Below are 23720 nucleotides of genomic sequence, written 5' to 3'. Positions count from 1 at the left end.
CCGGCATCCCTGCCGGTTTACCCCCCAAATCCCTGTCGAATTCCGGCCAGCGTGGTTTGACGGGGCGCCTGAGATCAAAAGCAGATCAAGATCAAGAGCGGCTCGCTGCGCATCGTGGTTACCGTCGGCTACTACACAGTGTAGATACCTATGTATACGCTATAGCCGCCTCGGCCATGCAGTGTGCATTCAGTCCACTGTGGTTGCATTACCGCAATGTGGTATTGCGCAGGTAACGGGCCGGTGAGGTGCCCAGGGTTTTACGAAACATCGTGATGAACGAGCTGACAGACTCATAGCCGAGGGCTTCAGCGGTTCTCTGCACCGATTGCCCTTCGGCCAGACTTTGCAGGGCGACGATGATCTGCCATTGCTTGCGCCATTGTCCGAAGGTCAGGCCGGTTTCGGCTTTTACCAGGCGCGCAAGCGAGCGTTCGCTCATGGCGACGTGGCGTGCCCAACTCGCCATGGTGGCGCGGTTGGCGGGATCTTGCGCCAGTGCCCGGGCGATAGTGCGCAACGGGTTTGAGGCGGGTAAAGGCAGGTAAAGCTGTTCGGTGGGGGCCAGTTCAAGTTCTTCGAGCAGTACGTGGGCCAACCGCGCACTGCGCGAATTGGCCGGGTAATCCTGGGCCTGGCCGCTCAGGTGCAGGATCAGTTCCAGGATCAATGGCGACAGCGCCAAGGTACAGCAGCGATCCGGCAGCGACGCGGCGCCGGGCTCCACGAACAGAAAACACACCTGCCCGTTGGCCGTCACGCGGTTGCTGTGGGCGACGCCCCCCGGAATCCACACGCCGAACCCTGACGGCACCATCCATACGCCATCTTCGACCGTACACACAATGCCACCGCAATACGCCACCACCAGTTGCCCCTTGCGGTGCTTGTGTACGGCGGATTCGCTGTCGTTGCGTTGGGTTTCCAGCATCAGCGCTACGGCGGGCTGGGAAAGGGTGTCGTACTCAAACTGATCGACGTGGATTTCGGCCATGCAAGGTCATCCAGGGTTTGTCCGAATTTGATTATATTTTGGCAGTGTACTCAATATCGGCAGCAGCAGTAATTCCCTAGCATTACCTGCAAGCCCCGCCTTCAGTGGGCGGGCGAATGCCAGACCTTCCGAATCCCGGTGCTTGCCATGCTCAGCGAAATCTCGATTGCCAACCTCTACTTTCCGCCCTTGTTGATTTACCTGGGTGCGTCCGTCCTGGCCTACCAGCTGATCGAGCGCCTGACCCGCCGCTGGTTGGACCGGGTGTGGCACCCGGCGCTGGCGCGTTTTTTCGTCTCGCTCATCGTCGTGTCGACGATGGTCGTCCATTGCTGAGCGAGGCCGCGCATGTCTATCGTCAAACTCCTTAAAACTGCCGCCACCCTGGGGCTGGGCGTGTTGGCCCTGTTGTTTTGCCTGCAACTCTGGCGGGCCTACGTGCTGGCGCCCTGGACGCGGGACGGGCGGGTGAGTGCCCAGGTGATCCGCATTGCCCCCGAGGTGTCCGGCCAAATCGATCAGTTGTGGGCCAGTGACAACCAATGGGTGGCAAAGGGCGACCCGCTCTATCGCATCGATGCGCGTGCTTATCGATTGAGCCAGCAGCAGCGCACCGCAGAGTTCGCAGAAGCGCGCAGTGTGTTCGAGCAGCGCAGTGCGCAATTCAAGCGGCGCGCGCAGCTGGGCGGCGCCATCGCCCGTGAAGAGATCGACAATGCCGCGCGTGACTTGGCCGTGGCCCAGGCGCGCCTGGACGCGGCACGCAGCCAGTTGGCCCAGGCCCAGCTCGACCTGGACCGCACCACCATTCGTGCGCCGGTGGATGGCTATGTCACGCAACTGCGCCTGCAGCCCGGTGACTACGCGCAGGCGGGCATCACTAACCTGTTTGTGGTCGACAGTCATAGTTTCTGGATCACGGGCTATTTTGAAGAGACCAAGTTGCCGGGTGTACGCATCGGCGCAGCGGTGTCGATCAAGCTGATGGGCTTTGACCCGTTGCTGCAAGGCCACGTGGCAAGTCTGGGCAGGGGCATTGCCGACACCAATGAGTTGCGCAACGACAGCGGCTTGCCCCAGGTGAGCCCGACCTTCAGCTGGATTCGGTTGGCGCAGCGTGTGCCCGTGCGTATCGAGTTGGACAAGGTGCCGGACGGGGTAGAGTTGGCGGCGGGCATGACCGCCAGTGTCGAAGTGACGCAGCCGGGCGCCGCACCGCGCTGGCGACTCACCCAATGGCTGCAGGCGTTCATGTGATGACTGGCCTGGCGACACGCTTTTTCGCGGCGATCCCTCGGCCCTGGACGTCCGCCACGCTTGCCTACGTACTGCGCAGTCTATTGGCGGCCGGCCTGGCACTGTGGCTTGGCTTGCAACTGCATCTGGATTCGCCGTTCTCGGGTGCTTCCACCGTGTTGCTGCTGGTGCAGCCTATCCAGGGGGCAGTGCGAGGCAAGGGTGTGTACCGGATGCTGGGCACGCTGGTCGGCATGGTCGCAGCCTTTGTGCTGATGGGGCTGTTCGCGCAACAGATGCTGTTGTTCATACTGGGCGTCGGTATATGGCTGGGTCTGTGCGTCGGTGCAATGACGGTCTTGCGTCATTACCAGGCCACCGCGGCAGTGGTGGCGGGCTATACGGTGTGTTTGGCGCTGGGCCCTGCCATCGTCGCCCCGGAACAGGGCTTCGACCACATCATCACCCGTGGCACGGCGGTAGCACTCGGCGTGCTCAGCTTGAGCCTGGTAGCGACGCTGTTCAGCGCCAAGACCATGGAGCATAAAGTTCGAAGCTCGCTCCTCGACGCCTGCGCGCGCAGTGCCCGGCTGCTCGCGGCAAGCCTTGTGGGCGAAGAGCCTGCGCAGCTGGCGAGGCAACGGCACCAGCTCGCGATCGATATCAGCAAGGTGGACGACCAGCTGGGGCTCGGCCGTGGCGAGTCGGCGCTGATCCGCTCGCGGCAGCTGGCGATTCAGGCCGGCCTGGCACATCTGCAATCGGCGGTGCTCGATGCGCACCCGGAGCACCCATACCACGGAATCGACCCGGCGTTGTGCGCCCGGATAAGCACAGGGTTGCAGCAACTGAGTGCAGGCCTGGCGGATGCCCGCTGCGACTTTCGCACCGCGGCCGATACGCTGGAGCAATTGCGTCGCTGTGCGGATGATCGCGCCGACTCAAGCCCACAGGTGCTGTTGCGCAACGAACGCTTGGACGACCCACTGACGGACCTGGGCGCGGCCTTGCTGAACTTCTCCAGCCTCGACCATGCCCGCGGCGGGCCGATACGCGCCGTGGGGTATCACCGCCATTACGCGGATGCAGCGCGAAACGGCATCCGGGCACTGCTCGCCACACTGAGTGCGGGTGCGATCTGGTATTTCAGCGGTTGGGATCAGGGGCCCACATTACTGGCGGTGCTGGGGCCGTGCTGCACACTGGTGGCGACGGCTGCCGCGCCGACCCAAGGCATCAACGGCTTTATCCGCGGCACGCTCTACGCGATTGTGGCGGCAGCGCTGTGCAAATTCCTGCTGATGCCGCAGATCAATGGCTTCCCTCTGTTGCTGCTGGTCATGGCAGGGTTCTGGTCGTTCGGCATCCATGCGACGAGCCAGCCGCGCCATGCGCTGCAAGGGGTTGCCTACCTGATCGGGTTCAACACCCTGGTGAGCACCGGCATGACCGCCACCTACGATTTCGTCGGTTTCGCCAACCAGGCGCTGGCCTGGATCGTGGCGATGCTTGTGTGCCTCTTGGCGTTCCAGATCCTGCCCAAAGATCCAGCCAGGCAGGTACGCGCATTGAAACGTGCGCTCCACCAGCACACACGCCTGCTGCTACGTCAGGCAAGTACAATCGACCATGCTCAATGGCAAGCGAAGCAACAACATCGGTTAGTTACGTTGAAGAGTTTGCTTGGCGCGGATCACCCGCACGAATACCAGGCGGGCTACTTGTCGCTGCAACTGAGCAAGCAGTTGAATCGGCTGCAGCGCAAAGCCAGCGGTATCGATCCGGCATCTCCCGTTGCCCGATGTGTGCAAAGCGGTGCGCGGCGGGTTGCACGATATGCCCGTCATCCCGCAATCGGCGCCGCACAGGCGCGGCGCACATCCCGGTCGTTGAGCAGGCTCGGCGCGCCTCATCTGGCGAGCGCTTATCAGGACTTGGCGTGGATGCTGGAGCAGTACGCGAACCTCATGGATTAGCGCTAACATGAGTCAACGCTCATGCTCAGCGCTTACTGCCCACTCGCCGGATACCCCACCTATGAGAGACCTGCCGCCCACCGCCACATTGCGCGCCTTTGAAGCCGCCACTCGGCACCCGACCTTTACGGCGGCCGCCCAGGAGTTGCATGTGACCCAGAGCGCAGTCAGCCACCAGCTCAAGCATCTGGAGGCGCTGTGGGGCTTGGCGTTGTTCGAGCGCGGCCAGTCGTTACGACTGACCCCGGCGGGGGCTACGCTGGCGCCCATCGTGCGCGAATTTTTCATGAGCCTGGAGACGACCTTGGCCGACCTGCGCGAGCAAAAGGGCAGGGTGCGGCTCAAGGTCAGCACCACCTATTCCTTTGCCTTGAAATGGCTGCTGCCACGCTTGCCGAACCTCGCTCGCCAGCACCCCGAGCTGCTGGTTGCGCTGGACACCACGGACGACGTCATCCACTTTTCCGATGCCCAAGCGGATGTCGCGGTCCGGCTGGGCAAGGGGAACTACCCGGGCCTGTATTCGGAATTCCTGTTCGGCGAGCAGGTGTTTCCCGTGGCCAGCCCCGAACTGTTGCGACGCCTCGGCACTCCAGGCAGCCCTGCCCATTTATTGGATTTCCCGCTGCTGGCCCGGGATGGCGCCGAGCTGGCGCCGAAATGGGAGGTCTGGTTTCAAGCCGTGGGGCTGGCCTTTTCGCCGCTCCGGGAAAGCGTCAGGTTTGGCGACACCAACATGACCGTCGAGGCGGCCTTGCTCGGCCATGGCATCGCGTTGGTGCGCAGCGGGCATGTGGAGCAGGAAATCAGCGACGGCCGCCTGGTGCGCCTGTTCGATGTGCCGTTCCCGTCACCGCTTGCCTACTATTTTGTGTGCCCCAAGGGCATCGAATCGCAACCCCATGTGGTCAGCTTTCGTCAATGGTTGCTCGCAGAGTCACTGAAACTGCAACGGGCAGTATGAGTATCTGTTCATGCAGTGATGAGGAGACTTCGCTGTAAGCCGGGGCCTTGGCTTGCCTAAGATGGCGCATGCCGACTCATATCATCTTCCTGGTGCTGTTCGCCGCGCTCCTGCATGCCAGCTGGAACGCGCTGCTGCGTGGCGGTGCCGATCGGCTGTGGTCGATGACAGTAATGTGCATGGCCATCGCCGTCGCCAGTCTCATCGCCGCAACGTTCATGGTAGCACCGGCGATTGAGAGCTGGGGCTATGGGGTGTTTTCGGCGTTGCTGCATGTTGGCTATAACCTGTTCCTGGTGCGCAGCTACCGGGTGGGCGACCTGGGGCAGATCTATCCGATTTCCCGTGGCTCATCGCCGGCACTGATCACCCTGGGGGCTGCTGTCTTCGCCGGGGAGCGCATTGCCCTCGGCGAGTTGCTGGGGGTTGCGCTGGTGTCAGGCGGGATTATTTCCCTGGCCTTCAGCGGGCGTCGGTTGTCGGTTCCCAGCCTGCCCTATGCGCTGGGAACGGGCTGCTTCATCGCCGCCTACAGTGTCGTCGATGGCATTGGCGCCAGGCTCTCCGGCGCACCGCTGGCCTACACCGTATGGATGTGCGCGTTGTGGGGCGTGCTGATGCCAGCGGTGTACATCGGCCTGCGCGATGCCCGCAGTTTATTGCGCCTGCGCCCCGGAACCTTGGCCGCGGTGGTCGGCGGGCTGGTGTCTTTGCTGGCCTATGCAATCGTGATCTACGCCATGAACGAAGCGCCGTTGGGCGCGGTATCGGCATTGCGCGAAACCAGCGTGTTGTTCGCGATGTTGATTGGCTACTTTTTTCTTGGCGAAACCCTTACCGCACGCAGGATCCTGGCGTGTGTGGTGATCGCCGGCGGCACCTTCATCATCGGCTGAAACAGCATTTTCTAAGGAGGTATTTTCAATGGTTGAGGTCTCACAGGCACCGCTGATTCTGATCACCGGTGGCAGCCGCGGAGTGGGTGCCGCGACGGCCCGACTGGCCGCCGCAAAAGGCTATGACGTGGCGATCAGCTACGTTGCCAACGAGTCCGCGGCGCTGGCAGTGGTTACGGATATCGAGGCAATGGGCCGCAAGGCCCTGGCCGTACGGGCCGATAGCGCTCACCACGATCAGGTCGCCGATTTGTTTACCGCCATCGACCGCAGGTTCGGGCGCATCGACGTTCTGGTCAATAATGCCGGCGTGCTGGCGACTCAGTCGCGCCTCGAGGGCCTGAGCCTGGAGCGTATGCAGCGCATTTTCGCGGTCAACGCCATCGGCCCGATGCTCTGCGCCCAGCAGGCGGTGAAGCGCATGGCGTATCGGCACAACGGTGCGGGCGGCGTAGTGATCAATATCTCCTCGGCGTCGGCGCGTCTTGGCAGCCCGAATGAATACCTTGACTACGCGGCGTCAAAGGGCGCGCTGGAAACCTTCACCATCGGGTTTGCCAAGGAAGTGGCCCGGGAAGGCATCCGCGTCAATTGTGTGCGCCCCGGGCACATCTATACCGACATGCATGCCAGCGGCGGTGAGCCGGGGCGTGTCGATCGGGTCAAGGACTCGATCCCCATGGGGCGTGGCGGCCAGCCGGAGGAGGTGGCCCGGGCGATTTTGTGGTTGGCCAGTGCCGAGGCGTCATTCGTGACAGGTACATTCCTGGATGTGACGGGAGGCAAATGAGTCAGTCATGCCGGCGTCGGTGGGCGCCGGCCAGGCCTGGCGCCGGTCTAGGCCAGCGCTGCCTGGATTTGATCATCAAAGCCGGCGAGAAAATCCTGCATGCTGATTTCTCCCAGATCTACCGCTTTAGCGCCGCCGGCTGCAATAAAGGTGATATCGGTGATGCCCAGGACATTCAGGATCAGTTTCAAATACTGGCTCGCAATGTCACGCTCCCTGATCGGGGAATCCCCGCTGTACACACCGCCCGAGGCGATCAGCACCGTGGCCTTCTTACCGGTCACCAGCCCCTTGCCGTCAAAGCCCAACGTCAGGCCTTTGCGTACCACGTGATCCACCCATGCCTTGAGCGCGGCAGGCACATTGTAGTTGTAGACCGGTGTCGAGATAACCAGGTGATCGGTTTCCAGTAACTCGGCCACCAGCTGATCAGAAAGCTGCAACAGGGTTTTCATCTCTGGCGAGTGTTGGCTCTCTGGTTTGAAGTAAGCCTGGAGCCAGGGAGCCTCCACGAACCTGAGCGGCGTGTCAGTCAGATCGCGTATTTTGACCGTGCCTGCCGGATGTGCAGCTTCCCATGCAGCGACAAATCGGCGAGTGAGTTGCCGGGAAATCGAAGCAGCGCCGCGTGGGCTGGTTTCAATGCTGAGTAGCTGGGGCATGAACGTAACTCCTGGGGACGATGGTGTGTTTTGCGTTGTCGCTGTCGGCGATGTGCGACACACTCTATCCAATGCGATCTATAAGCAGGAGTGATGTAAATATGATTGAGTCCATCTGTCCAAGTGATAGGTCATGATCGGAAACCTCAGCCTGGACCAGTTGCGGATTCTGGTCACCATCGCAGAGACCGGGAGTTTTTCAGCCACCGGGCGCCAGCTGCGCCGCGCTCAATCTGCCATTAGCCAGTCTGTTGCCACGCTTGAATCCGTTCAAGGTGTGCAACTGTTTGATCGCAGCGGTCATCGTCCGGTGCTCACCGAGGTGGGCAGGGTGCTTGTGGTTCAGGCTCGCGCAGTGCTGGCCAGCGCTGCCCAGTTCGAAGCAATGGCTGCCAGTACGGCAGCAGGGCTTGAGCCGGAGTTGGCGCTTGCCATAGACCCGCTGGTCCCCAGCGCACCGCTTATTGAGAGCCTGCGCGCTATCCGTGAGGCTTTCCCGCACCTGACCGTGAGTTTTTCCACGCAGGGCCTGGGTGGGGCAGAGCGCCGACTGCGCAACGGCGCGGCGGCACTGGCGCTATGCACATTGATTCCCACCGTGCCCGATGATATCCACGCCTTGGCGCTGCTCAGCGTCGCCCTCAAGCCTGTCATCGCCAGCGGGCACCCCTTGGCAATGCTGGGCCGTCCGGCTACCCGTGCGGACCTCGCGCCCTATGTACAACTGGTACTTTCCGATCCGGTTTCCCCCGACGGCCCCAACTATGGGGTGGTGGGCAGTCAGCCGTGGCGGTTTGTCGACCTGGCACGGCGCCTGGATTTTTTGCTCGCCGGGTTCGGTTGGTGTCGCATGCCCGAGCATCTGATTGTCGATCATCTGGCATCAGGGCGCCTCCTGCCCCTTGAGCTGAGCGCCGAACTTCAGCGTACCCCCGACACGCTGACGATCTATGCGGCGCACATGCAAAATCGTTCTCTGGGCATAGCAGGCCGTTGGCTTCTTAATGATCTGGCCCGGCGCCTGTGCGTGTAGGTCTTGACGCAACAGCGCGGATTTAACCTATGCGCTCACAGTAGCTGCAGGCACGCCAGACTGCTTGTATGCTTGCGCCGCGGAACATGTGGCCGCGGCTAAGCGCCGGCGTTTGAATGACGACTGGAATGGGAAACCGGACTTTCCTTAAGGTACTGACGTGAAGCGTGATACTCGCCTTGTGATGCTTTTGCTGTTGGTAATTGGCTGTTCCCTGACCTCCCTGACCATCTGGAAAGTCTTGTCTTCCCGTGAGCGCGCGCTGGCGGAGGTGGACGTGCACGGCCTGAACCTGACCCAGGCACTCACCACCTACACCGAAGGTATCGTGCGGCAAAGCTCGCTGCTGTTGCTCGGGCTGGTCGAACGCCTGGAAACCGAAGGCAGTGGCCCGGCGCAGATCGAGCGTATCAATACCCTGATCGGTCGGCAGCAGCCGTTGATGCCGCAACTCAGTGGCATCACCGTCTACGACCATCACGGCCACTGGTTGATGTCGTCCAACCGTCCGATCCCAGTGGGTGCCAACAGCAGCGATCGCGCTTATTTCATTCATCATCGCGATGATCCGAGCCGTGAGCCTTTTATCGGCCCGCCGATCCAGAGTCGTACCAACCACGAGTGGGTGGTGACCATCAGCCGCCGCTTCAATGATGCGTCGGGCAACTTCGCCGGGGTGGTTGCGGTCACCCTGGGGGTGGAAAACTTCCTGCGCGTGTTCGGCAAACTCGATGTGGGCCAGGAGGGGGCGATCGGTTTGTCATATGCCGATGGCACGCTGTTGGTGCGCTATCCTTTCCGCGAACAAGACATGGGCCGCAACTTTTCCAAGTCGCCTATCTATGCCAAGTACCTTGTCGACCAATCGGTCGGCACCGCCGCCTACACTTCCAGCCTGGACGGTGTGGAGCGACTCTACGCTTTCCGCAAAAGCGAGACCCTGCCGCTGATCACCACGGTCGCATTGGGCAAGCATGAAGCCCTCGCTGCGTGGCGTATCGAGGCGGCGTTGTCCGCAGTCGTGGTGGTAGGGCTGCTGGGGCTGACAGGGGTGATCGGCTGGTTCCTGATCCTCGATATCCGCCGGCGTACAGCGGCGGAAGAGGCGCTGCGCGTCGCCCAGCAACAGTTGCTCGACTCCAATCGGCAATTGGCGCTGTTGGCCAAGAAGGATGCGCTGACCGGCCTGGCAAACCGCCGCTGCTTCGACGAAACCCTAGCCCTGGAAGCGCGCCGAGCGCAGCGCGACGGTACGTCGCTGGCGTTGCTGATGATCGATATCGACTATTTCAAACGCTTCAACGATGCCTGCGGTCACGTCGCGGGAGATGCGTGTTTGCAGGCAGTCAGTACACTGTTGGAGGGCTGTGTGCAGCGTCCATCAGACTTGGTGGCGCGTTATGGCGGAGAAGAAATAGCGATCATTATGCCGGCGACCGACAGCGAAGGCGCGACGGTGGTCGCAGAAAGGATCCTTGCGCGACTGCAACAGGCAAACATCCCCCATCCCGGCAGCCCGTTCGGGCGCGTGAGTGTGAGTATCGGCATTGCGACGGGTACAGGCTCACGGCTGGAGCCAGTATCAGGTTTGATCGAGGCGGCCGATGCGGCGCTTTACGGTGCGAAGGCTGCCGGGCGCAATGGGTTTTCCCGGCAGCCCACGGACATTGCTTCGGGCGGCTGAAACGGCCTGTACTTATGTGCTTGCCGGTTCACATCCCAAGTGTCGGCATCGTGAGTTCGCCGCACTCCATGAGCTGGCCGGCTGTGAGTTGTAGCTCGTTTGTGGGTTTCGCCGCGTAGCCAACGATGAAGCCTGCGCTGAGCAGTGAAAGGCAGAAGGCGGCTTTTATCAGGATCATGGGAGGGTGGTTCTCACATCAGCTCAAAAGGGTGAACCACAGATTGTGTATTCAAGGAAAGGTTCCTGGGACGCCAGCAGCGCTCCAGCACATCACCTTTTCCAAGTGACCCGTATGTTCGTCCCGTTGTTCGTTGAGTACGATAAACCCGTGTTTCTTGTAAAAGTGCAGGCTGGGTAAATTTTGCGAATACACGCTCAGTTGTAAAACTGATCGGGATTCCATTGCGTCTGCGAGCAACCGCGTACCCACGCCGCCGCCCTGATGCGCGGGCGCTACAAACAGCGCCGCCAGGGTGTCTTCATACACGCAACTGAACCCGAGGACTGTTCCATCGGCCTCAAACACGCGTGTCACGGCGCTGGGCAGGTAGACGTCACGCATGGCGCCCAGTTGGTCATGCCAGAACGACGGGGCGATGAAGTGATGGGCCTGGATTGAAGCTTGCAGCCAGATATCCAGCACAGGTTTCAGGTCAGTGTGTTGAAAGTCGCGAATCATGATGCCTCAACGGTTGATTGAACAGGCCGAACCCCAGTGTGGCGTCCGACAGTACTGCGCTTGAACGCCCCTGCGGCAGCGATTTGAGCAACCGCTGGAAATTTGGGCATTGCGCGTGATTGGGTGCAGGGCAGGCGGCGGCGTGACGTAAGCCTCGACTCATGGCCTTCAGTTGTTTGACCGTCGCATCGATCTCGTCGGCCTTGGCCAGCAGCACACTTCTGTCCACCTCGGCCTGGCCATTGGGCGACAGCATGGCCAATATCTCATCCAACGACAGTCCACCGGCCTGGCCGAGCGCGATTACCGCCAACTGTTCAACCACTGTCGCGGCAAACTGGCGGCGAGCACCCAGTTGGCTGTCGAGGCGATCAAGCCTTTCTTTTCATAAAAACGCAACGTGTGGGCCTCTACATGGCTGCGTGGGTGATCGCCTGGGCGTGATCAGTCACAAATGGATCTGGCGGTCAGCGAATGAATTTGACGTAAATGCGCTCCGGGTCACCTTCGTCAAGGTTCTCGATCTGCCCGCTGGGGACAAAGCCGGCCTTGGTCATAAGTGCTTGGGATGCGGTGTTGGAGGCATTGGTCGAGGCGAAGAGCTTGGGCGTCTTGCAGGCCGCTTCGGCTGCCGCCAGCAGACGCAGGGCCACACCCTGGCGCTGGTGCGCGGGTGACACAACCACCAGCGCGACGAAGCCGTGATCGAAAAAGTCATGGGTGAGCACCAGGTAGCCGGCGCATACGCCAGCGTCGACGGCGACCAGGCATTGCTGGCGAACCACGGCGTCATAGATAAACACGCGACGGCTGGCGTGGGCGGTGGCGTAGGCATCCAGTCCGACCAGGGCATGCACATCATCGGGCATGGCCTGGCGGATCAGCCAGCGTGGGGGGGCGGGGGCAAAGCGGGATTCAGTCATGAATGGCCCGCTTCGGTTTGAGCTTTTATCCAGCCTGCTTGCTGATCAGTCACAGTCATGGTGTCCGTACAGTGGCCATGGAGAGGTTCCAGATCGAACCTATCATACAGGGTTGCCCACTCTCAATCGGCACACACCAGCGAGGGCTTACGATGGCTTTTGCCCAGGCGCTCGTGGCGCGTGTGTTCATGCCCGGTGATGTGCATCGGCGCTGTGTTGGCGCTAATCGCCTGGTCATGCAGCGCTGCTTCCAGCGCTTTAAGATGCCGCGAGAGGATCTTCACCGACCCACTCGGGTTGGCCGGGTCGAACGGGATCCTGCCATTGGCAATCAGCACCATGGCCAGTTCCCAGGCGCGTTGTGAGTCGTTCATCAGGCCACCTCCTTGGTAATTTGGGCGTTTCTAGAGCGCTCATTTTCAAGCAATGAAGACGGTGCCGGAAAATGCTCGTTGAGCACGCCGAGGTGATCAATCGCTTTCCGAAACAGCGCCTCAGCCTTGCCGCGCAGATGCAGGTATTGATCAAACAGCTCGCTGTCCAGGTCGGGCCTTTCCAGCAATTGGTATGCGCTGCGGCTGAGGGCATTGGCCTGGTTGAACAGCTTCTGGTTCTGCTCCATCGCCAATTGACGGCAGGCCATCATCTGAGTGTACGTGTCGTTGTATTGCATGACGAGGCTCCTGGTTAAGCGGGACTGATAGAGCTGTGACCCGCTTAAAAAGGCTCGGTATCAACTGGGTTGCCGCTGAAATTTCGATCATTTCAACGATTCAGTTCCGCCCAAACCATCTTCTTTTTAGATGGTGGCTGGGTTGCCCCGCGAAAGAATGAACCCGCGCAACCCCACGCACACCTAAGAGGTTATGAACCGGACCCGGGGACAGGGTATGAAGCCGCCAGACCATCGTGACCTGCATAGCCGCAATTACCCGGTCAGCGAGGACATGACCTTGCAACGCAAGGTCTGGTGCTTCGAGCGATGGGGTTGGTATGGGTTGGTAGTGCTAATGGGCTTGACCCTGGCCGGCCTGTTTTCCAAGGGCCCATTGAGCAGTGCCGAGGTACGCAGCGCCGATGGGCAGCTGCATGTCGAGTACCAGCGCTTCCTGCGCAATGGTTCTTCCGATGCATTGGTGATTCACGTGCAAGGCCGGGCGCGTGAGACCCTTGAAGTGGAGCTCAGTGGCGCGCTGTTGCAGGGCTTCAATGTGCAAATGCTGCAACCCCAGCCACTCAAGGCCAGTACCGCAGGCGATGGCATGAAGGTGTGGGTACTGAGCGACGACGATGGTCACGCAATGCTTCACGTGACCCTCAACAGCGACGGTGTTGGCAGCTTTCAAACCAAGGTGGCGCTGGCATCGGGCGCCTCAGTGGGCCTTTCCCAATTCATTTATCCCTAGGGGCGACCATGGACTCTGTGTTGCGGGCTGCGGCGATTTACCTGGTACTGCTGGTGCTGTTCAAGGTTGCCGGCAGGCGCACACTGGCTGAACTCACCACCTTTGACCTGGTGCTGTTGATGGTCATCGGCGAGGCCACCCAGCAGGCACTGCTCGGCGACGATTTCTCGCTGACCAATGCCGTGATGGTGATCGTCACCTTGATTGCCATCGACATTGGCTTCTCGCTGGTCAAGCAGCGCTCAACCTGGTTCGCACGGGTGCTGGATGGCGGGCCGACGGTGCTGGTCGAGGAGGGCCAGGTACTGCACAAACGCCTCAAGCATGCGCGCCTGGATGAAGGCGACATCCTTGAGGCGGCCCGGTCCACCCAAGGGCTTGTCGAGATCCGGCAGATACGCTTCGCGATTCTGGAGCGCAACGGCAAGATCTCGGTCATCCCCTACGAATAATGCCCGGGTTGGCGCTTACTTCCCTTCGCTCGATGGATGCGCATCCATTCTTGATACGCCGCCGTGCGTTGCGCATCCGCGAGCTTCTTGGCTTCGGTGAAACGCAGCCAGGTTTTCGCATCGCCGCTGTAGGACTCGATGATTTGATACGCCAAGGTATCGAGCCGATCAGCTTCGAAAAACATCCGGGTGTTCTGCGCTATTTCGTCTTCCCATGCCTGTCCAGGCGTGTAGTCGAGCGTCTGGCTGTTCATTGTGTCAAATCCTCCGCCCACTGGAGTTGCGCCGCACCGCACCAGCGCACATCAGTGATGCCGTATTTTTCCGCCATCGGTTTGGAAACGCGCTTGAGGTTGTTTTGCCCGAACCTCGGTATGACCGCCACACCGGCATCGCAACTTGCCCAATGCCAGGCGTCGGCATTATTCATCTGCGGCGCACGCAAGATGAACGACTTGGGCTTGCCGTGAAGTTGATACTCGATGGTAAACAGTTCGTTGGTTTTCATGAGGCCTCCCTAAGCTCATGTGCTACAGATATTTGACGCCAGAAAAAATTCAGAAAGATTGTCAGACACCTCGATAGCTGGCACTTCGGTGGTCAGCGGTCAGTGCCGGTGGGGAGTCTGGGTAGGGTCGTCGATCTGGATAATCCTGCCTTGGCGCCACGCGTCCGCCCCTGGAGCAATGGCGGGTGCGGCGATATCCGCGCGTGCGGCCTTCTTCTGGTTACTGTCCACGCCCAGGCGCTTATCCCGCTCGGCGACCATCTTCGGGTCGGCCTGGCCGTCGGTGGTAAAGCCCATCATCAGTTGCGGCACGCCCAACGGCAGCTGCTTGTGAAGGTCCGTATGCCAGGTGTGCCAGGTCTTGCCATAGGTATGCACGAGTTTCTCCATCAGGGCATGTTCGGCCACCTGTGGAATGCCCGGTGCAACCAACTGGCCTGATTTGACCTCATGCACGTGGCTATGCCACAGCGCCTTCTCCTGCGCTGGCAGGGTGTTGAACAGCTGCTCACTGATGATGTATTCCACACCCATCAGCTTGGCATCCTTGCGGTTGCCGTCGTAGATCACGCACTGGATCACTTCTTCATTGAGGATCGCGCAGTAGTGGTGAGCTTCCATCTGCACATCGGGGTGGCCGTTGTAGAAATGGAAGCCGTCCAGGTAGGCATTCAACGCATCCACCGGCGGGCGCGATTGCAGCACCGCAGCGCCAGCATCCAGGGTGCGCGTGGTGGGCGATTTCGCATCACCGGGCGCAACCACATTGGACGGTGAGTTGTTGCTGGCGCAGGCGGTCAGCAAGGCAATGGACAGTGTCAGACTGAGTTTTTTCATCGTGGATTCCCTCCATGGTCGGTGAGGCTGTACCGAGGGTTAGAAGGCTTGGCCGCGCAGGTGTTCAACCGGATTGGCGAGCGGCTGTCGATAGGCCCCGCGTCGCCGGGGATGCAGCCCAAGTGCTAAAAGTTTTGGAACACTGGTCAGCGCGACGGGTCATTTTTTATAGGCGCTCAAGCGCGGCGGTGGGTGCAGCGAGCAGCGTTGCCCATGAACCGTCCGATATCGATTTCGACAAGGGAGAAACCGGCGGATGCAGCCCCAGCCAAACGATGACCATTGCAACGACGATGCGCAGGGCGTGGCACAACTGCTTGAAAGACTGTTGCGCGCGCGTGGCCCCGGAGGCCAGGAAGACGAGGTGCGTGCCATTTGCCTGGAAAGCCTCGGACCGCTGTGTGACGAAACCTGGGTCGATCCCGCTGGCAATGTGATCGGCCTGATCAAGGCGGCGCAGGGCAACCACGAGCCCGGGCGTGCGGTGAAAATCATGGCGCACATGGATGAAATCGCCATGGTGGTCAAGCATGTCGAAGCGGATGGCACGCTGCGCGTGACGGCGTTGGGCGGCGCGAATCCGGTGAACTTCGGCATGTGCCCGGTGGATATTCTCGGCGATCACCAGATTATCCCGGGTGTGCTGTCCTTTGGCTCGATGCACATGACGGCCAACGCGCCCCAGGGCGCCGATGTGTTGTCCGGGGATGTGCACTGGAATGATGTGCATGTCATCACTCGTTGCTCAAGTCAGATTTTGCGTGATTATGGGGTGCGTCCCGGCAGCCGCGTAACCCTGAGCCAACACTGGCGCGAGCCGTTTCGGGTGGGGGACGCCATTGCCGCGCACTTCCTGGACGACCGTGCGCCCATCGCCGCGGTGCTCCTGGCTGCGCAGTGCCTAAAGCGACGACGACAAGCGCTTTCCTGCGATGTGTACTTCGTCTTCACCACCCTTGAAGAAGAGTGCAATGCTGGCGCCATGTACGCTGCGGCAACGCTGCCGGGCGATACCACTATTGCGGTGGAAGTCGGCCCGGTGATGGATGAGTACGGTACGCGTCTGGGGGTCGATCCGATTATCAATACCGGTGACCTGAAAGGTTATTACACCCGCTCGGTAGTGAGCGGCCTGGCGGCTGCAGCGCAACGCTGTGGTTATGCGCCGCAATACGCCCTGTTGGTGGATTTTGCCTCGGATGCCAGCGCGGTCATGAGTAACGGCACCTCGGCTCGCGCCGGCTGTGTGGCGATTCCCACGGAAAACACCCATGGCTATGAGGTGATCGTCGACGGTGCGATCCAAGCGTGCGCACAGACCCTGGCCGACTACCTGGCCACGTACTGAACCAGCATCAGGCTCGCACATGACGTGCAGGAGGATAAAACCGTGTCTATCGCCGTTTCCACTATTGACTACCTGAAACAATACGATATGACCCTTACCACGGCCGAGTCCTGTACAGCGGGGAAAATCATCACCCTGCTGTCGGAAGTCGAGGGCGGTGGGGCGTGTATCGAGAGTGGGTACGTGGTGTATTCCCCTGAAGCCAAGCAGCGTTTGTTGGGCGTGCGTGCGTATACGATTGAGACCTTCAACCTCACCAGTTGCGAGGTCGCCCGTGAGATGGCCGCAGGCGCGATGCACGACAGTCCGGCGGACGTGGCCGTGGCCACCACCGGGCTGCTCGGCCCTGACGACATGGATGGCATTCCAGCCGGGACCATTTGCTTCGCCTGGGCTTATCGGGTGGGGCAGGGGGTGACTATTTTCAGCCGCAAGGAACGCTTCCTGGGTTCTCGTGAGCAAGTACAGTTGTACGCGGCGGAGCATGCCTTGAAGTGGCTGGCACATTTTCACCAGCGCGCCCTGGCCGGTGAGCAAGGCTAGCGAAGCCTTATTTGACTGGCTGCGAGGCCCATTCGCCGCCGGCTTTTTCACAGTCGATCTTGGCTTGGACCAGATCATTGGCGGCATAGTAGTAGGTCACTACGCGGGCATTCTTGGGCAGCAATGCGCCTTCGTGATCCGGCGCCTTGGACGTCGAATGGGGGTTGGCCAGGGCCTCCTGGGTCGGCGTGGCTTTGCAGCTGGCGACATGGTTGCTGGCACAGGCCGCGACCTTGTTTTTCGTAGTGGGCATCATCTCCTTGTTCTCGTTGCTGCAGGACCAGTCGATGGCTTCAGGCGGCATGCCCTCGTAGCGGTAGCAGGTATGTTGCTCGACCGTCGGCACCTGGTCGCTTTGCCCGCGTGTAACCACATCGCAGGCGTCGGCCAGGGCCGTCGAGGACGTAAGGATGAGTAGTAAGGTGATCGGCAGTCGGACGTTCATGAACTAATCTCCGCGCGTGCTTGAAGTGGCGGGCGAATGCGCCGCTTCATTTGCATTTGAAGGGACCGTGGGGGCTAAAGTTTTAACAATTTGCACAGGCTTCGACGAGTGGCCGACCATTCGTCCAAGCCTGCGCCGATTTGTTGAACGCCTGCGCCTTCGTTCCGGACAGATATATAACGGGCCGACGAACGTTGCGCTCGTCGGGCGCCCTGGATATCACTCACTCAGCAGCAGGTGAATCATCATGAAGAAGCTCTATATGTGCCTGGGATTGTGCAGCGCGTTCATGCTTCACGGCTGTTTTGACAGCTCCGACAATACCACCAAGGACAATACCAGCGGGACCAAGTCGTCGGTGCAGATGCAGGAAGGCAAGGCTGACGAGAGCAAGTAGAGGTCCCTGGACTAAATGTGGGAGGGGGCTTGCTCCCGATATAGGTGTGTCAGTCTATGCAGCTGTGACTGAACTACCGCCATCGGGAGCAAGCCCCCTCCCACAGTTCATACATCACTCAGCGCATATGCAGGATGATCGGGCTGCTACTCGCCGGGTCGGTATGCCCGCGCAATTTACCCACAGCCTTCGCATCGACCGCGCCACCGTTGTTGCCCCAGGTGCCGCGCACATAGCTCAGCACGTCGGCGATTTCCTGATCGGACAGTTGCTCACGGAACGCCGGCATACGGTAGGCGTCCGGCAGGCCGGCGGTCACCACGCGTTGCGAGCCGTTGAGGGTGATGTTGATCGCGGAGGCGTCTTCCTTCGCCAAGGCTGATGTGGCCCCAGCCAATGGCGGCATCCACTCCGGCTGGCCCTTGCCGTCCAGGCCGTGGCACGAGGCGCAGCGTGTGGCATAGGTATGGGCGCCCGGGTTTTGCGCCGGGGTGTTGGCGACCGCCTGATACTGCCACGGTGAGCCGTCACGCTGCGGGTCGCCGGGCAGTGACTTGAGGTAACGAGCGATGGCCGCCAGGTCCTCGTCCTGCATGAACTGCGTGGAGTTGTTGAACGCTTCAGTCATCGAACCGTAGACCACGGCATGGGCATTGCGCCCGGTCTTGAGGAACTGCACGATCTGCGCCTCGCTCCAGCGGCCCAGGCCGGTGTTGTGGTCCTGGCGCAGGCTCGGCGCGTACCAGCCGTCGAGCAGGGCACCGGCGAGGAACGGCGCGTCGGACTCATCCAGGGCTTTCTCGTTGAAGGCCAGGCCACGGGGTGTATGGCAACTGCCGCAATGGCCGGGGCCCTGGACGATATAGGCGCCACGGTTCCACAGTGCGTCCTGGCCGGGCTTGGCCGCATAGGTGGCGGTGGGGGCGAACACGCCGTTCCACAGGGCGATGGGCCAGCGCATATTGAGCGGCCAGGGAATGTCACTGGGGATGTTCGCCTGGTTGGCGGGTTGCACGCCTTGCATGAAAAACGCGTACAGCGCCTTCACGTCGTCATCGCTGAGCTTTACATAGGACGGGTAGGGCATGGCCGGGTACAGCCGTCGCCCGCCCGGCGCTACGCCATGGCGTACGGCGCGGTCGAAGTCGGCCAGGCTATAGGCGCCAATGCCATGCTCGCGGTCGGGGGTGATGTTGGTGGCGTGAATCGCCCCCAGTGGCGTGGCCATTTCCAGGCCACCGGCAAAGGGCTGCTTGCCGGCGAGGCTGTGACAGGCCACGCAGTCACTCACCCGCGCAACGTATTCGCCGCGACTGACCAAGGCGGGCTCGAAACTTGTAGCCTGTTGCTGTTCAAAAGGCGAAGCGGGCTGGCGTGTGACGTACCAGGCCAGCAGGCCTGCGGCGACCAGGCAGGGCAGCACCAGCCACCCTGCGGTTCTTGCGAATCGGCGGTTGTTCATGGGCGTTCCCTGTCGGTTAGCTAAAGGTGTAGCGGCTCAATGGCAGACTGCGGATGCGCTGGCCGGTCAACTGCGCCACCGCGTTGGCCACCGCCGGCGCCACCGCGGGCAGCGGCGGTTCGCCGATACCGCCCATCTTTTCGCCACTCTCGACAATACGCACATGCACCCGCGCCATCCGCGCAGGCGGCAGCACTGGGTAAAGGTCGTAGTTGCGTGCCCGTGGCTTTCCATCCACGTACACCGCTTCCTCGATCAACGTTTGCGACAACCCCAGGGCCACAGCGCCGTGGACCTGGGCTTCAATGATCGCCGGGTTGACGATGCTGCCGGGGTCGATGGCCTGCCAGATGTCATGCACCTTGACCTGGCCGTTTTCAATCGACACTTCGGCGATCACCGCCGCATGGGAGCCAAACGGCGACGCCATGGCCACGCCCCGCGCACGCCGGCTGCCGTCTTCGGCGGTGAACGGGCCACGCTTCCAGCCACCGGACAGCTCACCCACGGCTTGCAGCAGGGTGGTCAATCGCGGGTTATCACGTAGCAGGTGCAGGCGCAGGTCAAAGGGATCTTGACCGCCTTTGTCCGCCAGCTCATCGAGGAACGCTTCGTAGAAGAAATCGTTGAGCGAGTTGCCTACAGAGCGCCAGTAGCCCAGCATCACCGGGCCCTTGACGTAGATCTGCGCGATGCGTTTGTTCGCGATTGCATAGGCCTTGCCCGACAGCCCCTCCATGGCCGTTGGGTCGATTTTTTCACCCTGTTTGCCGGCGAGGGCTTCGGTCGGGCCTTCGGTGGCGCTGACCGCCTCGATGGCCACCGGCAGGCCGTTGGCGTCCAGGCCGGCGCGGAACTTGACCACCGCCACCGGGCGCAGCACATCGCGCAGGAACTCTTCTTCACGGGTCCAGATCAGCTTGATCGGGCGCCCCACGGCCTTGGCCAACTCGATGGCCTGGGGGTAAGGGTTGGCGGACTCATAGAGAAAATGCCGGCCAAAGAAACCGCCCAGCAAGGGCGAGTGCAAGGTGATCTTCTCGGCGGCCAGGCCAGTGCGCTTGGCAATGTCGTCGCGGAACATATCCGGCGCCTGGTTGGGCAACCACACCTCCAGTGTGCCGTCCGGGTTGTAGCGTGCCAGGGCCGACGGCGGCTCAAGCTGGGCGTGGTTGAGGTATTGGTTGTGGTAGGTGGCCTGCACCTGGGTCTTGGCACCGGCCAGCGCGCCGGCCACGTCGCCTTCGTTTTCGTCATCGCGGGCCGGGCCTTGCTGGGCGGCGAGGAAGTCGCGGTGCTTGTCGCTGGAAAAATCTGCCGGCATCACCCGTACCGTCGAATCGGCAGGGGCTTCCTGCCAGTCAACCTGGATGGCCTCAACCGCGCGCTTGGCGTGCCACCAGCGCTCGGCCACCACCGCCACCGCGCCGGGCAGCACATGCACCGAGTGCACGCCTTGCATGGCTTGTACCTCGGCCTGGTTGCGCAGGCTGCCCACGCTCATGCCCAGGCGTGGCGCATGCTGCACGGCGGCGTGGAGCATGCCGTCGACCTTGAGGTCGATGCAGTACTGCGCCTTGCCGGTGGATTTGTCGTAGGCATCCAGGCGCTTGACCGGCTTGCCGATCCAGCGGAACTGGCTCGGGTCGCGCAGGGTGATGCTGGCCGGGTCGGGCACCGGCATGTCCAGGGCGCGGCCGGCCAATTCACCATAGCCCAGGGAACGGCCCGACGCGGTATGCACCACGCGGCCGGGTTGGGTGGTCAATTGCGCCACCGGCACACCCATTTGTTCAGCCGCCGCTTGCAGCAGCATGGCCCGCGCCAGGGCGCCGAGGCGGCGCATGGTCGGATAGCTCATGCGCACCGACATACTGCCGCCGGTGATGCGCATACCGTTTTCCATCACTACATAGGCTTCGCCGGGCGGCGCACTTTCGACGATGAAAGTGGCCGGGTCGGCATCCAGTTCTTCGCCGACGATTTGCGCCATGGCCGTGTGGGTGCCTTGCCCGCCTTCCATGAACGGGCTGAGCAAGCGCACGCTGCCGTCCGGGCGAATCTCCAGGAACGTCGGCACCTGGGTACCACGTTCGGCGGCGCTGGTAGCCGCTTGTACTCGGGCCGAACCCAGCGGCAAGCCGAAACCGATCACCAGCGCGCCTACGGCGGTGCTGGCCAGGAAGCGGCGGCGGGACAGATTGATAGGCTCACCCGATGCCAGGTCCAGCAGGCCTTGAGGAATCTTGATGGGCGTATTCATCAGACGCTCTCCTGCTTTGCCAGGTCCTGCATGGCGCTCTGGATAGCGTTATAAGTGCCGCAGCGGCACAGGTTGATCATCGCCGCGTTAATCTGCTCAGCGGTGGGCGCCGGGGTGTGCTTGAGCAATGCAGTGGCCGCCATCACCTGCCCGGACTGACAGTAACCGCATTGCGCCACTTGGCGCTCGACCCAGGTGGCGACCACACGCTTGCCCACCTCATCGGTTTCGATGGCCTCGATGGTGGTGATTTCGCGGCCGATCACGCCCGCCACCGGGGTGACGCAGGAGCGCACCACGTTGCCGTCCACCAGCACCGAGCAGGCGCCGCACTGGGCCAGGCCGCAGCCGTACTTGGTGCCGGTCAGCCCCAGATTGTCGCGGATCACCCACAACAAGGGGGTGTCGGCTTCGGCATCGACTTGATAGGCCTTTTGGTTGATACGTAATTCCATGGCTCACCTGCTGATCAACGGTTGGTGGTGCTTTGTTTTTTATAAGGGGAGTGCGGCATGGCCTTCCCTCGGGGTCGCTCATGGGCGACTTGGTGTGGCGACGCAGTCGGGCAGGATTTTCATCCCCACCCCGCGCGCATTATTGGACTCTAGACTACGGCGCAAGGGCTATCTATGGCAGGGGCTGATAAGTCGGAGGATCAGGCAAGCATTCGCGAGGAATGAGCTATAGCAAATGTGGGAGGGGGGCCCCGATGGCGGTGGGTCAGCCACAGGTGTACTTATTGGACGCCCTCATCGGGGCATAGGTATCTACACAACTTCTGGTATGGCGCTGTACCTGTGGGAGGGGGCTTGCTCCCGATGGCGGCCTGATAGCCGACCGGAATGTTGGATGGGTTCGAGTACATATCCATTGTTTAGGTGACGGCCACTATTGGTTCCGCTCTTACAGCGGCTCACTTTTGGAAGGACCCAAAAGTAAGCAAAAGGTCCTTGCCCCACCACTCGGCACCTCGCCCAGGCTCGGTGTGCCCGTAATCCGACAGGGATTTGGGGGGGCGCCGCCACGCGCCATCCATGGCGCGGGGCGGCTAAACCGGCATCCCTGCCGGTTTACCCCCCAAATCCCTGTCGAATTCCGGCCAGCGTGGTTTAACGGGGCGCCTAAGATCAAGATCAAGAGCGGCTCGCTTCGCATCGTGGTTACGTATCGGGGGCAAGCCTCCTTCCACATTTTCACTGATGCCAGCCAATACCACCTTTGATCAAATGAACCGAAACCCTCCCGCCAGTTTCTCCTTCAAATACCCCACCAACGCCGTCACTGCCTTGGGCACATGGGGCGAGTACGGCCTGATCAAATAGATCTCATCGGCAAACGCACCCTTGAGCGTCCACCCCTTCAACACCTGCACCAACTTGCCGCTGGCTAAAGCGGCCTGGGCACTGAAGTCTGGGAGCAGGGCGATGCCCAGGTGGTTGAGCGCCGCGTCACGCAAGGCTTCGCTGTTGTTGGTGGAAAAGCTGCCGGCGATGGGCACGGTGACGCGCTGGCTGTTTTTACCGCCGCGTTCGAAGGTCCAGGCCGGCTGGTCGCTGCCCCGTGGGTAGTAGAGGCAGTTATGCGCGCTGAGATCTGCCGGGGTTCGCGGTTCGCCGTGGTGTTGCAGGTAGTCTCGAGTGGCGACCAATACCGAGGTGGTGTCGCACAGCTTCCACGCCACATGGGTTTCCGGCACCTGGAAACCATGGCGCACCGCCAGGTCGTAACCCTCGGCCGCCAGTGAGCTCAAGGCGTCGGATACATCGAGCTGAATGCGCACCTGCGGATACTGCTGCAAAAAACCGGAAAGATGCGGCACCAGTTGTTGCCGAGCGAACGCCACCGGGGCGGTAAGGCGTACCAGGCCGCGAATCTCGCCGACCGAGTCGCGCACCGAGGAGAAACTGCGGGCGATCTGCGCGTAGGCGCTGCGCACGTCGCGGGTCAAGGACGTCCCGGCCTCGGTCAGCCGCACGCTGCGCGTGGTGCGGGTCACCAGGCGCGTGCCGGTGGCTTTCTCCAGGTCGGAGATACGCTGGCTGACCGCGGATTTGCTCACCCCCAGGCGGGCAGCCGCAGCGGTGTAGGTGCCGTGTTCCTCCAACACCGACAGCCAGTGAATGTGGGTCCACAAGCCTTCGATCTCAGCCTTTTCCATGAGTGTATTGTTCGCCTATCAGGACAATAAGTTCTGGATTCTGCTCTGGTTTGGAACAAATCGA

The 23720-nt window shown here is 61.5% G+C and carries 28 protein-coding genes; 13 read left to right on the top strand and 15 right to left on the bottom strand.

Annotation, left to right across the window (positions count from 1 at the left end; translation table 11 throughout):
- Positions 1-208 precede the first annotated feature (208 nt).
- Positions 209-994: an AraC family transcriptional regulator gene (locus NMB39_RS17730; RefSeq protein WP_124400262.1), complete on the bottom strand. Its 786-nt coding sequence runs from the start codon at positions 992-994 to the stop codon at positions 209-211.
- A 147-nt stretch (positions 995-1141) separates the two neighbouring features.
- Between NMB39_RS17730 and NMB39_RS17725 the strand changes: the two genes are divergently transcribed.
- The 6 genes from NMB39_RS17725 (at position 1142) to NMB39_RS17700 (ending at position 6856) form a co-directional block, all read left to right on the top strand.
- Complete coding sequence (locus NMB39_RS17725; protein WP_057025403.1) at positions 1142-1330, top strand: DUF1656 domain-containing protein; 189 nt, start codon at positions 1142-1144, stop codon at positions 1328-1330.
- Positions 1331-1342: 12 nt separating this feature from the next.
- Complete coding sequence (locus tag NMB39_RS17720) at positions 1343-2251, top strand: efflux RND transporter periplasmic adaptor subunit (RefSeq protein ID WP_494340342.1); 909 nt, start codon at positions 1343-1345, stop codon at positions 2249-2251.
- Complete coding sequence (locus NMB39_RS17715; protein ID WP_494340584.1) at positions 2251-4206, top strand: FUSC family protein; 1956 nt, start codon at positions 2251-2253, stop codon at positions 4204-4206. The genes NMB39_RS17720 and NMB39_RS17715 overlap by 1 nt, the downstream gene beginning before the upstream one ends.
- A gap of 61 nt (positions 4207-4267) precedes the next feature.
- Entirely contained in the window at positions 4268-5170 is a 903-nt protein-coding gene (gene gcvA / locus NMB39_RS17710) for a transcriptional regulator GcvA (RefSeq protein WP_057025400.1), read from the top strand.
- Between the two features lie 68 nt (positions 5171-5238).
- Positions 5239-6066 (top strand): EamA family transporter, encoded by an 828-nt coding sequence (locus NMB39_RS17705; RefSeq protein WP_057025399.1) that lies wholly within the window; start codon positions 5239-5241, stop codon positions 6064-6066.
- A gap of 28 nt (positions 6067-6094) precedes the next feature.
- The gene (locus NMB39_RS17700; RefSeq protein ID WP_494340343.1) at positions 6095-6856 is read left to right on the top strand and encodes an SDR family oxidoreductase; all 762 of its coding nucleotides are present in this window, start codon (positions 6095-6097) and stop codon (positions 6854-6856) included.
- Positions 6857-6903: 47 nt separating this feature from the next.
- On the opposite strand, the gene NMB39_RS17695 is transcribed toward NMB39_RS17700, so the two are convergent.
- Positions 6904-7518, bottom strand: a complete 615-nt coding sequence (locus NMB39_RS17695; protein ID WP_306957656.1) for an FMN-dependent NADH-azoreductase — start codon at positions 7516-7518, stop codon at positions 6904-6906.
- A 133-nt stretch (positions 7519-7651) separates the two neighbouring features.
- On the opposite strand from NMB39_RS17695, the gene NMB39_RS17690 reads away from it, so the two are divergent.
- Positions 7652-8551 (top strand): LysR family transcriptional regulator, encoded by a 900-nt coding sequence (locus NMB39_RS17690; protein ID WP_057025396.1) that lies wholly within the window; start codon positions 7652-7654, stop codon positions 8549-8551.
- A 160-nt stretch (positions 8552-8711) separates the two neighbouring features.
- Positions 8712-10235, top strand: a complete 1524-nt coding sequence (locus NMB39_RS17685) for a sensor domain-containing diguanylate cyclase (protein WP_057025395.1) — start codon at positions 8712-8714, stop codon at positions 10233-10235.
- A gap of 229 nt (positions 10236-10464) precedes the next feature.
- On the opposite strand, the gene NMB39_RS17680 is transcribed toward NMB39_RS17685, so the two are convergent.
- The 5 genes from NMB39_RS17680 to NMB39_RS17660 form a co-directional block, all read right to left on the bottom strand.
- Complete coding sequence (locus tag NMB39_RS17680) at positions 10465-10914, bottom strand: N-acetyltransferase (RefSeq protein ID WP_057025394.1); 450 nt, start codon at positions 10912-10914, stop codon at positions 10465-10467.
- Positions 10889-11227 carry a MerR family DNA-binding protein gene (locus tag NMB39_RS17675; protein WP_307718380.1) on the bottom strand — a complete coding sequence of 113 codons (339 nt, stop codon included), beginning with the start codon at positions 11225-11227 and terminating at the stop codon, positions 10889-10891. The genes NMB39_RS17680 and NMB39_RS17675 overlap by 26 nt, the downstream gene beginning before the upstream one ends.
- Positions 11228-11381: 154 nt before the next feature.
- Positions 11382-11837 carry a GNAT family N-acetyltransferase gene (locus NMB39_RS17670; protein ID WP_057025392.1) on the bottom strand — a complete coding sequence of 152 codons (456 nt, stop codon included), beginning with the start codon at positions 11835-11837 and terminating at the stop codon, positions 11382-11384.
- 122 nt (positions 11838-11959) lie between these two features.
- Complete coding sequence (locus tag NMB39_RS17665) at positions 11960-12211, bottom strand: hypothetical protein (protein ID WP_057025391.1); 252 nt, start codon at positions 12209-12211, stop codon at positions 11960-11962.
- Entirely contained in the window at positions 12211-12510 is a 300-nt protein-coding gene (locus tag NMB39_RS17660) for a hypothetical protein (protein WP_494340344.1), read from the bottom strand. The genes NMB39_RS17665 and NMB39_RS17660 overlap by 1 nt, the downstream gene beginning before the upstream one ends.
- Before the next feature lie 217 nt (positions 12511-12727).
- Between NMB39_RS17660 and NMB39_RS17655 the strand changes: the two genes are divergently transcribed.
- Both NMB39_RS17655 and NMB39_RS17650 read left to right on the top strand, forming a co-directional pair.
- Positions 12728-13243 (top strand): hypothetical protein, encoded by a 516-nt coding sequence (locus NMB39_RS17655; RefSeq protein ID WP_057025389.1) that lies wholly within the window; start codon positions 12728-12730, stop codon positions 13241-13243.
- A gap of 8 nt (positions 13244-13251) precedes the next feature.
- Positions 13252-13695 (top strand): DUF421 domain-containing protein, encoded by a 444-nt coding sequence (locus tag NMB39_RS17650; protein ID WP_046072108.1) that lies wholly within the window; start codon positions 13252-13254, stop codon positions 13693-13695.
- On the opposite strand, the gene NMB39_RS17645 is transcribed toward NMB39_RS17650, so the two are convergent.
- The 3 genes from NMB39_RS17645 to NMB39_RS17635 all read right to left on the bottom strand — a co-directional run bounded on the left by NMB39_RS17645 (position 13686) and on the right by NMB39_RS17635 (position 15040).
- Entirely contained in the window at positions 13686-13949 is a 264-nt protein-coding gene (locus tag NMB39_RS17645) for a hypothetical protein (RefSeq protein ID WP_057025388.1), read from the bottom strand. The genes NMB39_RS17650 and NMB39_RS17645 overlap by 10 nt on opposite strands.
- Positions 13946-14203, bottom strand: a complete 258-nt coding sequence (locus NMB39_RS17640) for a DUF6555 family protein (RefSeq protein WP_046072110.1) — start codon at positions 14201-14203, stop codon at positions 13946-13948. Before NMB39_RS17640 ends, NMB39_RS17645 begins: the two co-directional genes overlap by 4 nt.
- A 99-nt stretch (positions 14204-14302) precedes the next feature.
- Positions 14303-15040: an OBAP family protein gene (locus NMB39_RS17635; RefSeq protein ID WP_057025387.1), complete on the bottom strand. Its 738-nt coding sequence runs from the start codon at positions 15038-15040 to the stop codon at positions 14303-14305.
- A 256-nt stretch (positions 15041-15296) separates the two neighbouring features.
- Between NMB39_RS17635 and NMB39_RS17630 the strand changes: the two genes are divergently transcribed.
- Complete coding sequence (locus NMB39_RS17630; RefSeq protein WP_057025386.1) at positions 15297-16388, top strand: zinc-binding metallopeptidase family protein; 1092 nt, start codon at positions 15297-15299, stop codon at positions 16386-16388.
- 42 nt (positions 16389-16430) lie between these two features.
- The gene (locus NMB39_RS17625; RefSeq protein ID WP_057025385.1) at positions 16431-16931 is read left to right on the top strand and encodes a CinA family protein; all 501 of its coding nucleotides are present in this window, start codon (positions 16431-16433) and stop codon (positions 16929-16931) included.
- A gap of 7 nt (positions 16932-16938) precedes the next feature.
- Here NMB39_RS17625 and NMB39_RS17620 read toward each other — a convergent pair whose 3' ends face one another.
- Positions 16939-17376, bottom strand: a complete 438-nt coding sequence (locus NMB39_RS17620) for a hypothetical protein (protein ID WP_057025384.1) — start codon at positions 17374-17376, stop codon at positions 16939-16941.
- 247 nt (positions 17377-17623) lie between these two features.
- On the opposite strand from NMB39_RS17620, the gene NMB39_RS17615 reads away from it, so the two are divergent.
- The gene (locus NMB39_RS17615) at positions 17624-17773 is read left to right on the top strand and encodes a hypothetical protein (protein ID WP_164484430.1); all 150 of its coding nucleotides are present in this window, start codon (positions 17624-17626) and stop codon (positions 17771-17773) included.
- A gap of 118 nt (positions 17774-17891) precedes the next feature.
- Here the strand turns inward: NMB39_RS17615 and NMB39_RS17610 are convergent, their stop codons facing one another.
- The 4 genes from NMB39_RS17610 to NMB39_RS17595 all read right to left on the bottom strand — a co-directional run bounded on the left by NMB39_RS17610 (position 17892) and on the right by NMB39_RS17595 (position 23656).
- Positions 17892-19235, bottom strand: a complete 1344-nt coding sequence (locus NMB39_RS17610; RefSeq protein ID WP_198720481.1) for a c-type cytochrome — start codon at positions 19233-19235, stop codon at positions 17892-17894.
- A 16-nt stretch (positions 19236-19251) separates the two neighbouring features.
- Positions 19252-21498, bottom strand: a complete 2247-nt coding sequence (locus NMB39_RS17605) for a xanthine dehydrogenase family protein molybdopterin-binding subunit (RefSeq protein ID WP_494340345.1) — start codon at positions 21496-21498, stop codon at positions 19252-19254.
- Positions 21498-21953 (bottom strand): (2Fe-2S)-binding protein, encoded by a 456-nt coding sequence (locus NMB39_RS17600; RefSeq protein WP_057025381.1) that lies wholly within the window; start codon positions 21951-21953, stop codon positions 21498-21500. Before NMB39_RS17600 ends, NMB39_RS17605 begins: the two co-directional genes overlap by 1 nt.
- A 767-nt stretch (positions 21954-22720) precedes the next feature.
- Positions 22721-23656, bottom strand: coding sequence for a LysR family transcriptional regulator (locus tag NMB39_RS17595; RefSeq protein WP_494340346.1), 936 nt, complete (start codon positions 23654-23656; stop codon positions 22721-22723).
- Between the last annotated feature and the right edge of the window lie 64 nt (positions 23657-23720).

It is taken from the genome of Pseudomonas sp. FBCC-B545 (genome assembly GCF_059134095.1).
This window is presented reverse-complemented; position numbering and strand designations above follow the sequence as displayed.

Excerpts from the sequence above, each read along its gene's own strand:
- NMB39_RS17655 (WP_057025389.1), top strand. The coding sequence starts at position 12,728 with ATGAAGCCGCCAGACCATCGTGACCTGCATAGCCGCAATTACCCGGTC.
- NMB39_RS17650 (WP_046072108.1), top strand. The coding sequence starts at position 13,252 with ATGGACTCTGTGTTGCGGGCTGCGGCGATTTACCTGGTACTGCTGGTG.
- NMB39_RS17725 (WP_057025403.1), top strand. The coding sequence starts at position 1,142 with ATGCTCAGCGAAATCTCGATTGCCAACCTCTACTTTCCGCCCTTGTTG.
- NMB39_RS17595 (WP_494340346.1), bottom strand. The coding sequence starts at position 23,656 with ATGGAAAAGGCTGAGATCGAAGGCTTGTGGACCCACATTCACTGGCTG.
- gcvA (WP_057025400.1), top strand. The coding sequence starts at position 4,268 with ATGAGAGACCTGCCGCCCACCGCCACATTGCGCGCCTTTGAAGCCGCC.
- NMB39_RS17720 (WP_494340342.1), top strand. The coding sequence starts at position 1,343 with ATGTCTATCGTCAAACTCCTTAAAACTGCCGCCACCCTGGGGCTGGGC.
- NMB39_RS17680 (WP_057025394.1), bottom strand. The coding sequence starts at position 10,914 with ATGATTCGCGACTTTCAACACACTGACCTGAAACCTGTGCTGGATATC.
- NMB39_RS17640 (WP_046072110.1), bottom strand. The coding sequence starts at position 14,203 with ATGAAAACCAACGAACTGTTTACCATCGAGTATCAACTTCACGGCAAG.
- NMB39_RS17690 (WP_057025396.1), top strand. The coding sequence starts at position 7,652 with ATGATCGGAAACCTCAGCCTGGACCAGTTGCGGATTCTGGTCACCATC.
- NMB39_RS17605 (WP_494340345.1), bottom strand. The coding sequence starts at position 21,498 with ATGAATACGCCCATCAAGATTCCTCAAGGCCTGCTGGACCTGGCATCG.
- NMB39_RS17600 (WP_057025381.1), bottom strand. The coding sequence starts at position 21,953 with ATGGAATTACGTATCAACCAAAAGGCCTATCAAGTCGATGCCGAAGCC.
- NMB39_RS17610 (WP_198720481.1), bottom strand. The coding sequence starts at position 19,235 with ATGAACAACCGCCGATTCGCAAGAACCGCAGGGTGGCTGGTGCTGCCC.
- NMB39_RS17705 (WP_057025399.1), top strand. The coding sequence starts at position 5,239 with ATGCCGACTCATATCATCTTCCTGGTGCTGTTCGCCGCGCTCCTGCAT.
- NMB39_RS17615 (WP_164484430.1), top strand. The coding sequence starts at position 17,624 with ATGAAGAAGCTCTATATGTGCCTGGGATTGTGCAGCGCGTTCATGCTT.
- NMB39_RS17730 (WP_124400262.1), bottom strand. The coding sequence starts at position 994 with ATGGCCGAAATCCACGTCGATCAGTTTGAGTACGACACCCTTTCCCAG.
- NMB39_RS17645 (WP_057025388.1), bottom strand. The coding sequence starts at position 13,949 with ATGAACAGCCAGACGCTCGACTACACGCCTGGACAGGCATGGGAAGAC.
- NMB39_RS17630 (WP_057025386.1), top strand. The coding sequence starts at position 15,297 with ATGCAGCCCCAGCCAAACGATGACCATTGCAACGACGATGCGCAGGGC.
- NMB39_RS17635 (WP_057025387.1), bottom strand. The coding sequence starts at position 15,040 with ATGAAAAAACTCAGTCTGACACTGTCCATTGCCTTGCTGACCGCCTGC.
- NMB39_RS17660 (WP_494340344.1), bottom strand. The coding sequence starts at position 12,510 with ATGCAATACAACGACACGTACACTCAGATGATGGCCTGCCGTCAATTG.
- NMB39_RS17715 (WP_494340584.1), top strand. The coding sequence starts at position 2,251 with ATGACTGGCCTGGCGACACGCTTTTTCGCGGCGATCCCTCGGCCCTGG.
- NMB39_RS17665 (WP_057025391.1), bottom strand. The coding sequence starts at position 12,211 with ATGAACGACTCACAACGCGCCTGGGAACTGGCCATGGTGCTGATTGCC.
- NMB39_RS17695 (WP_306957656.1), bottom strand. The coding sequence starts at position 7,518 with ATGCCCCAGCTACTCAGCATTGAAACCAGCCCACGCGGCGCTGCTTCG.
- NMB39_RS17700 (WP_494340343.1), top strand. The coding sequence starts at position 6,095 with ATGGTTGAGGTCTCACAGGCACCGCTGATTCTGATCACCGGTGGCAGC.
- NMB39_RS17620 (WP_057025384.1), bottom strand. The coding sequence starts at position 17,376 with ATGAACGTCCGACTGCCGATCACCTTACTACTCATCCTTACGTCCTCG.
- NMB39_RS17670 (WP_057025392.1), bottom strand. The coding sequence starts at position 11,837 with ATGACTGAATCCCGCTTTGCCCCCGCCCCCCCACGCTGGCTGATCCGC.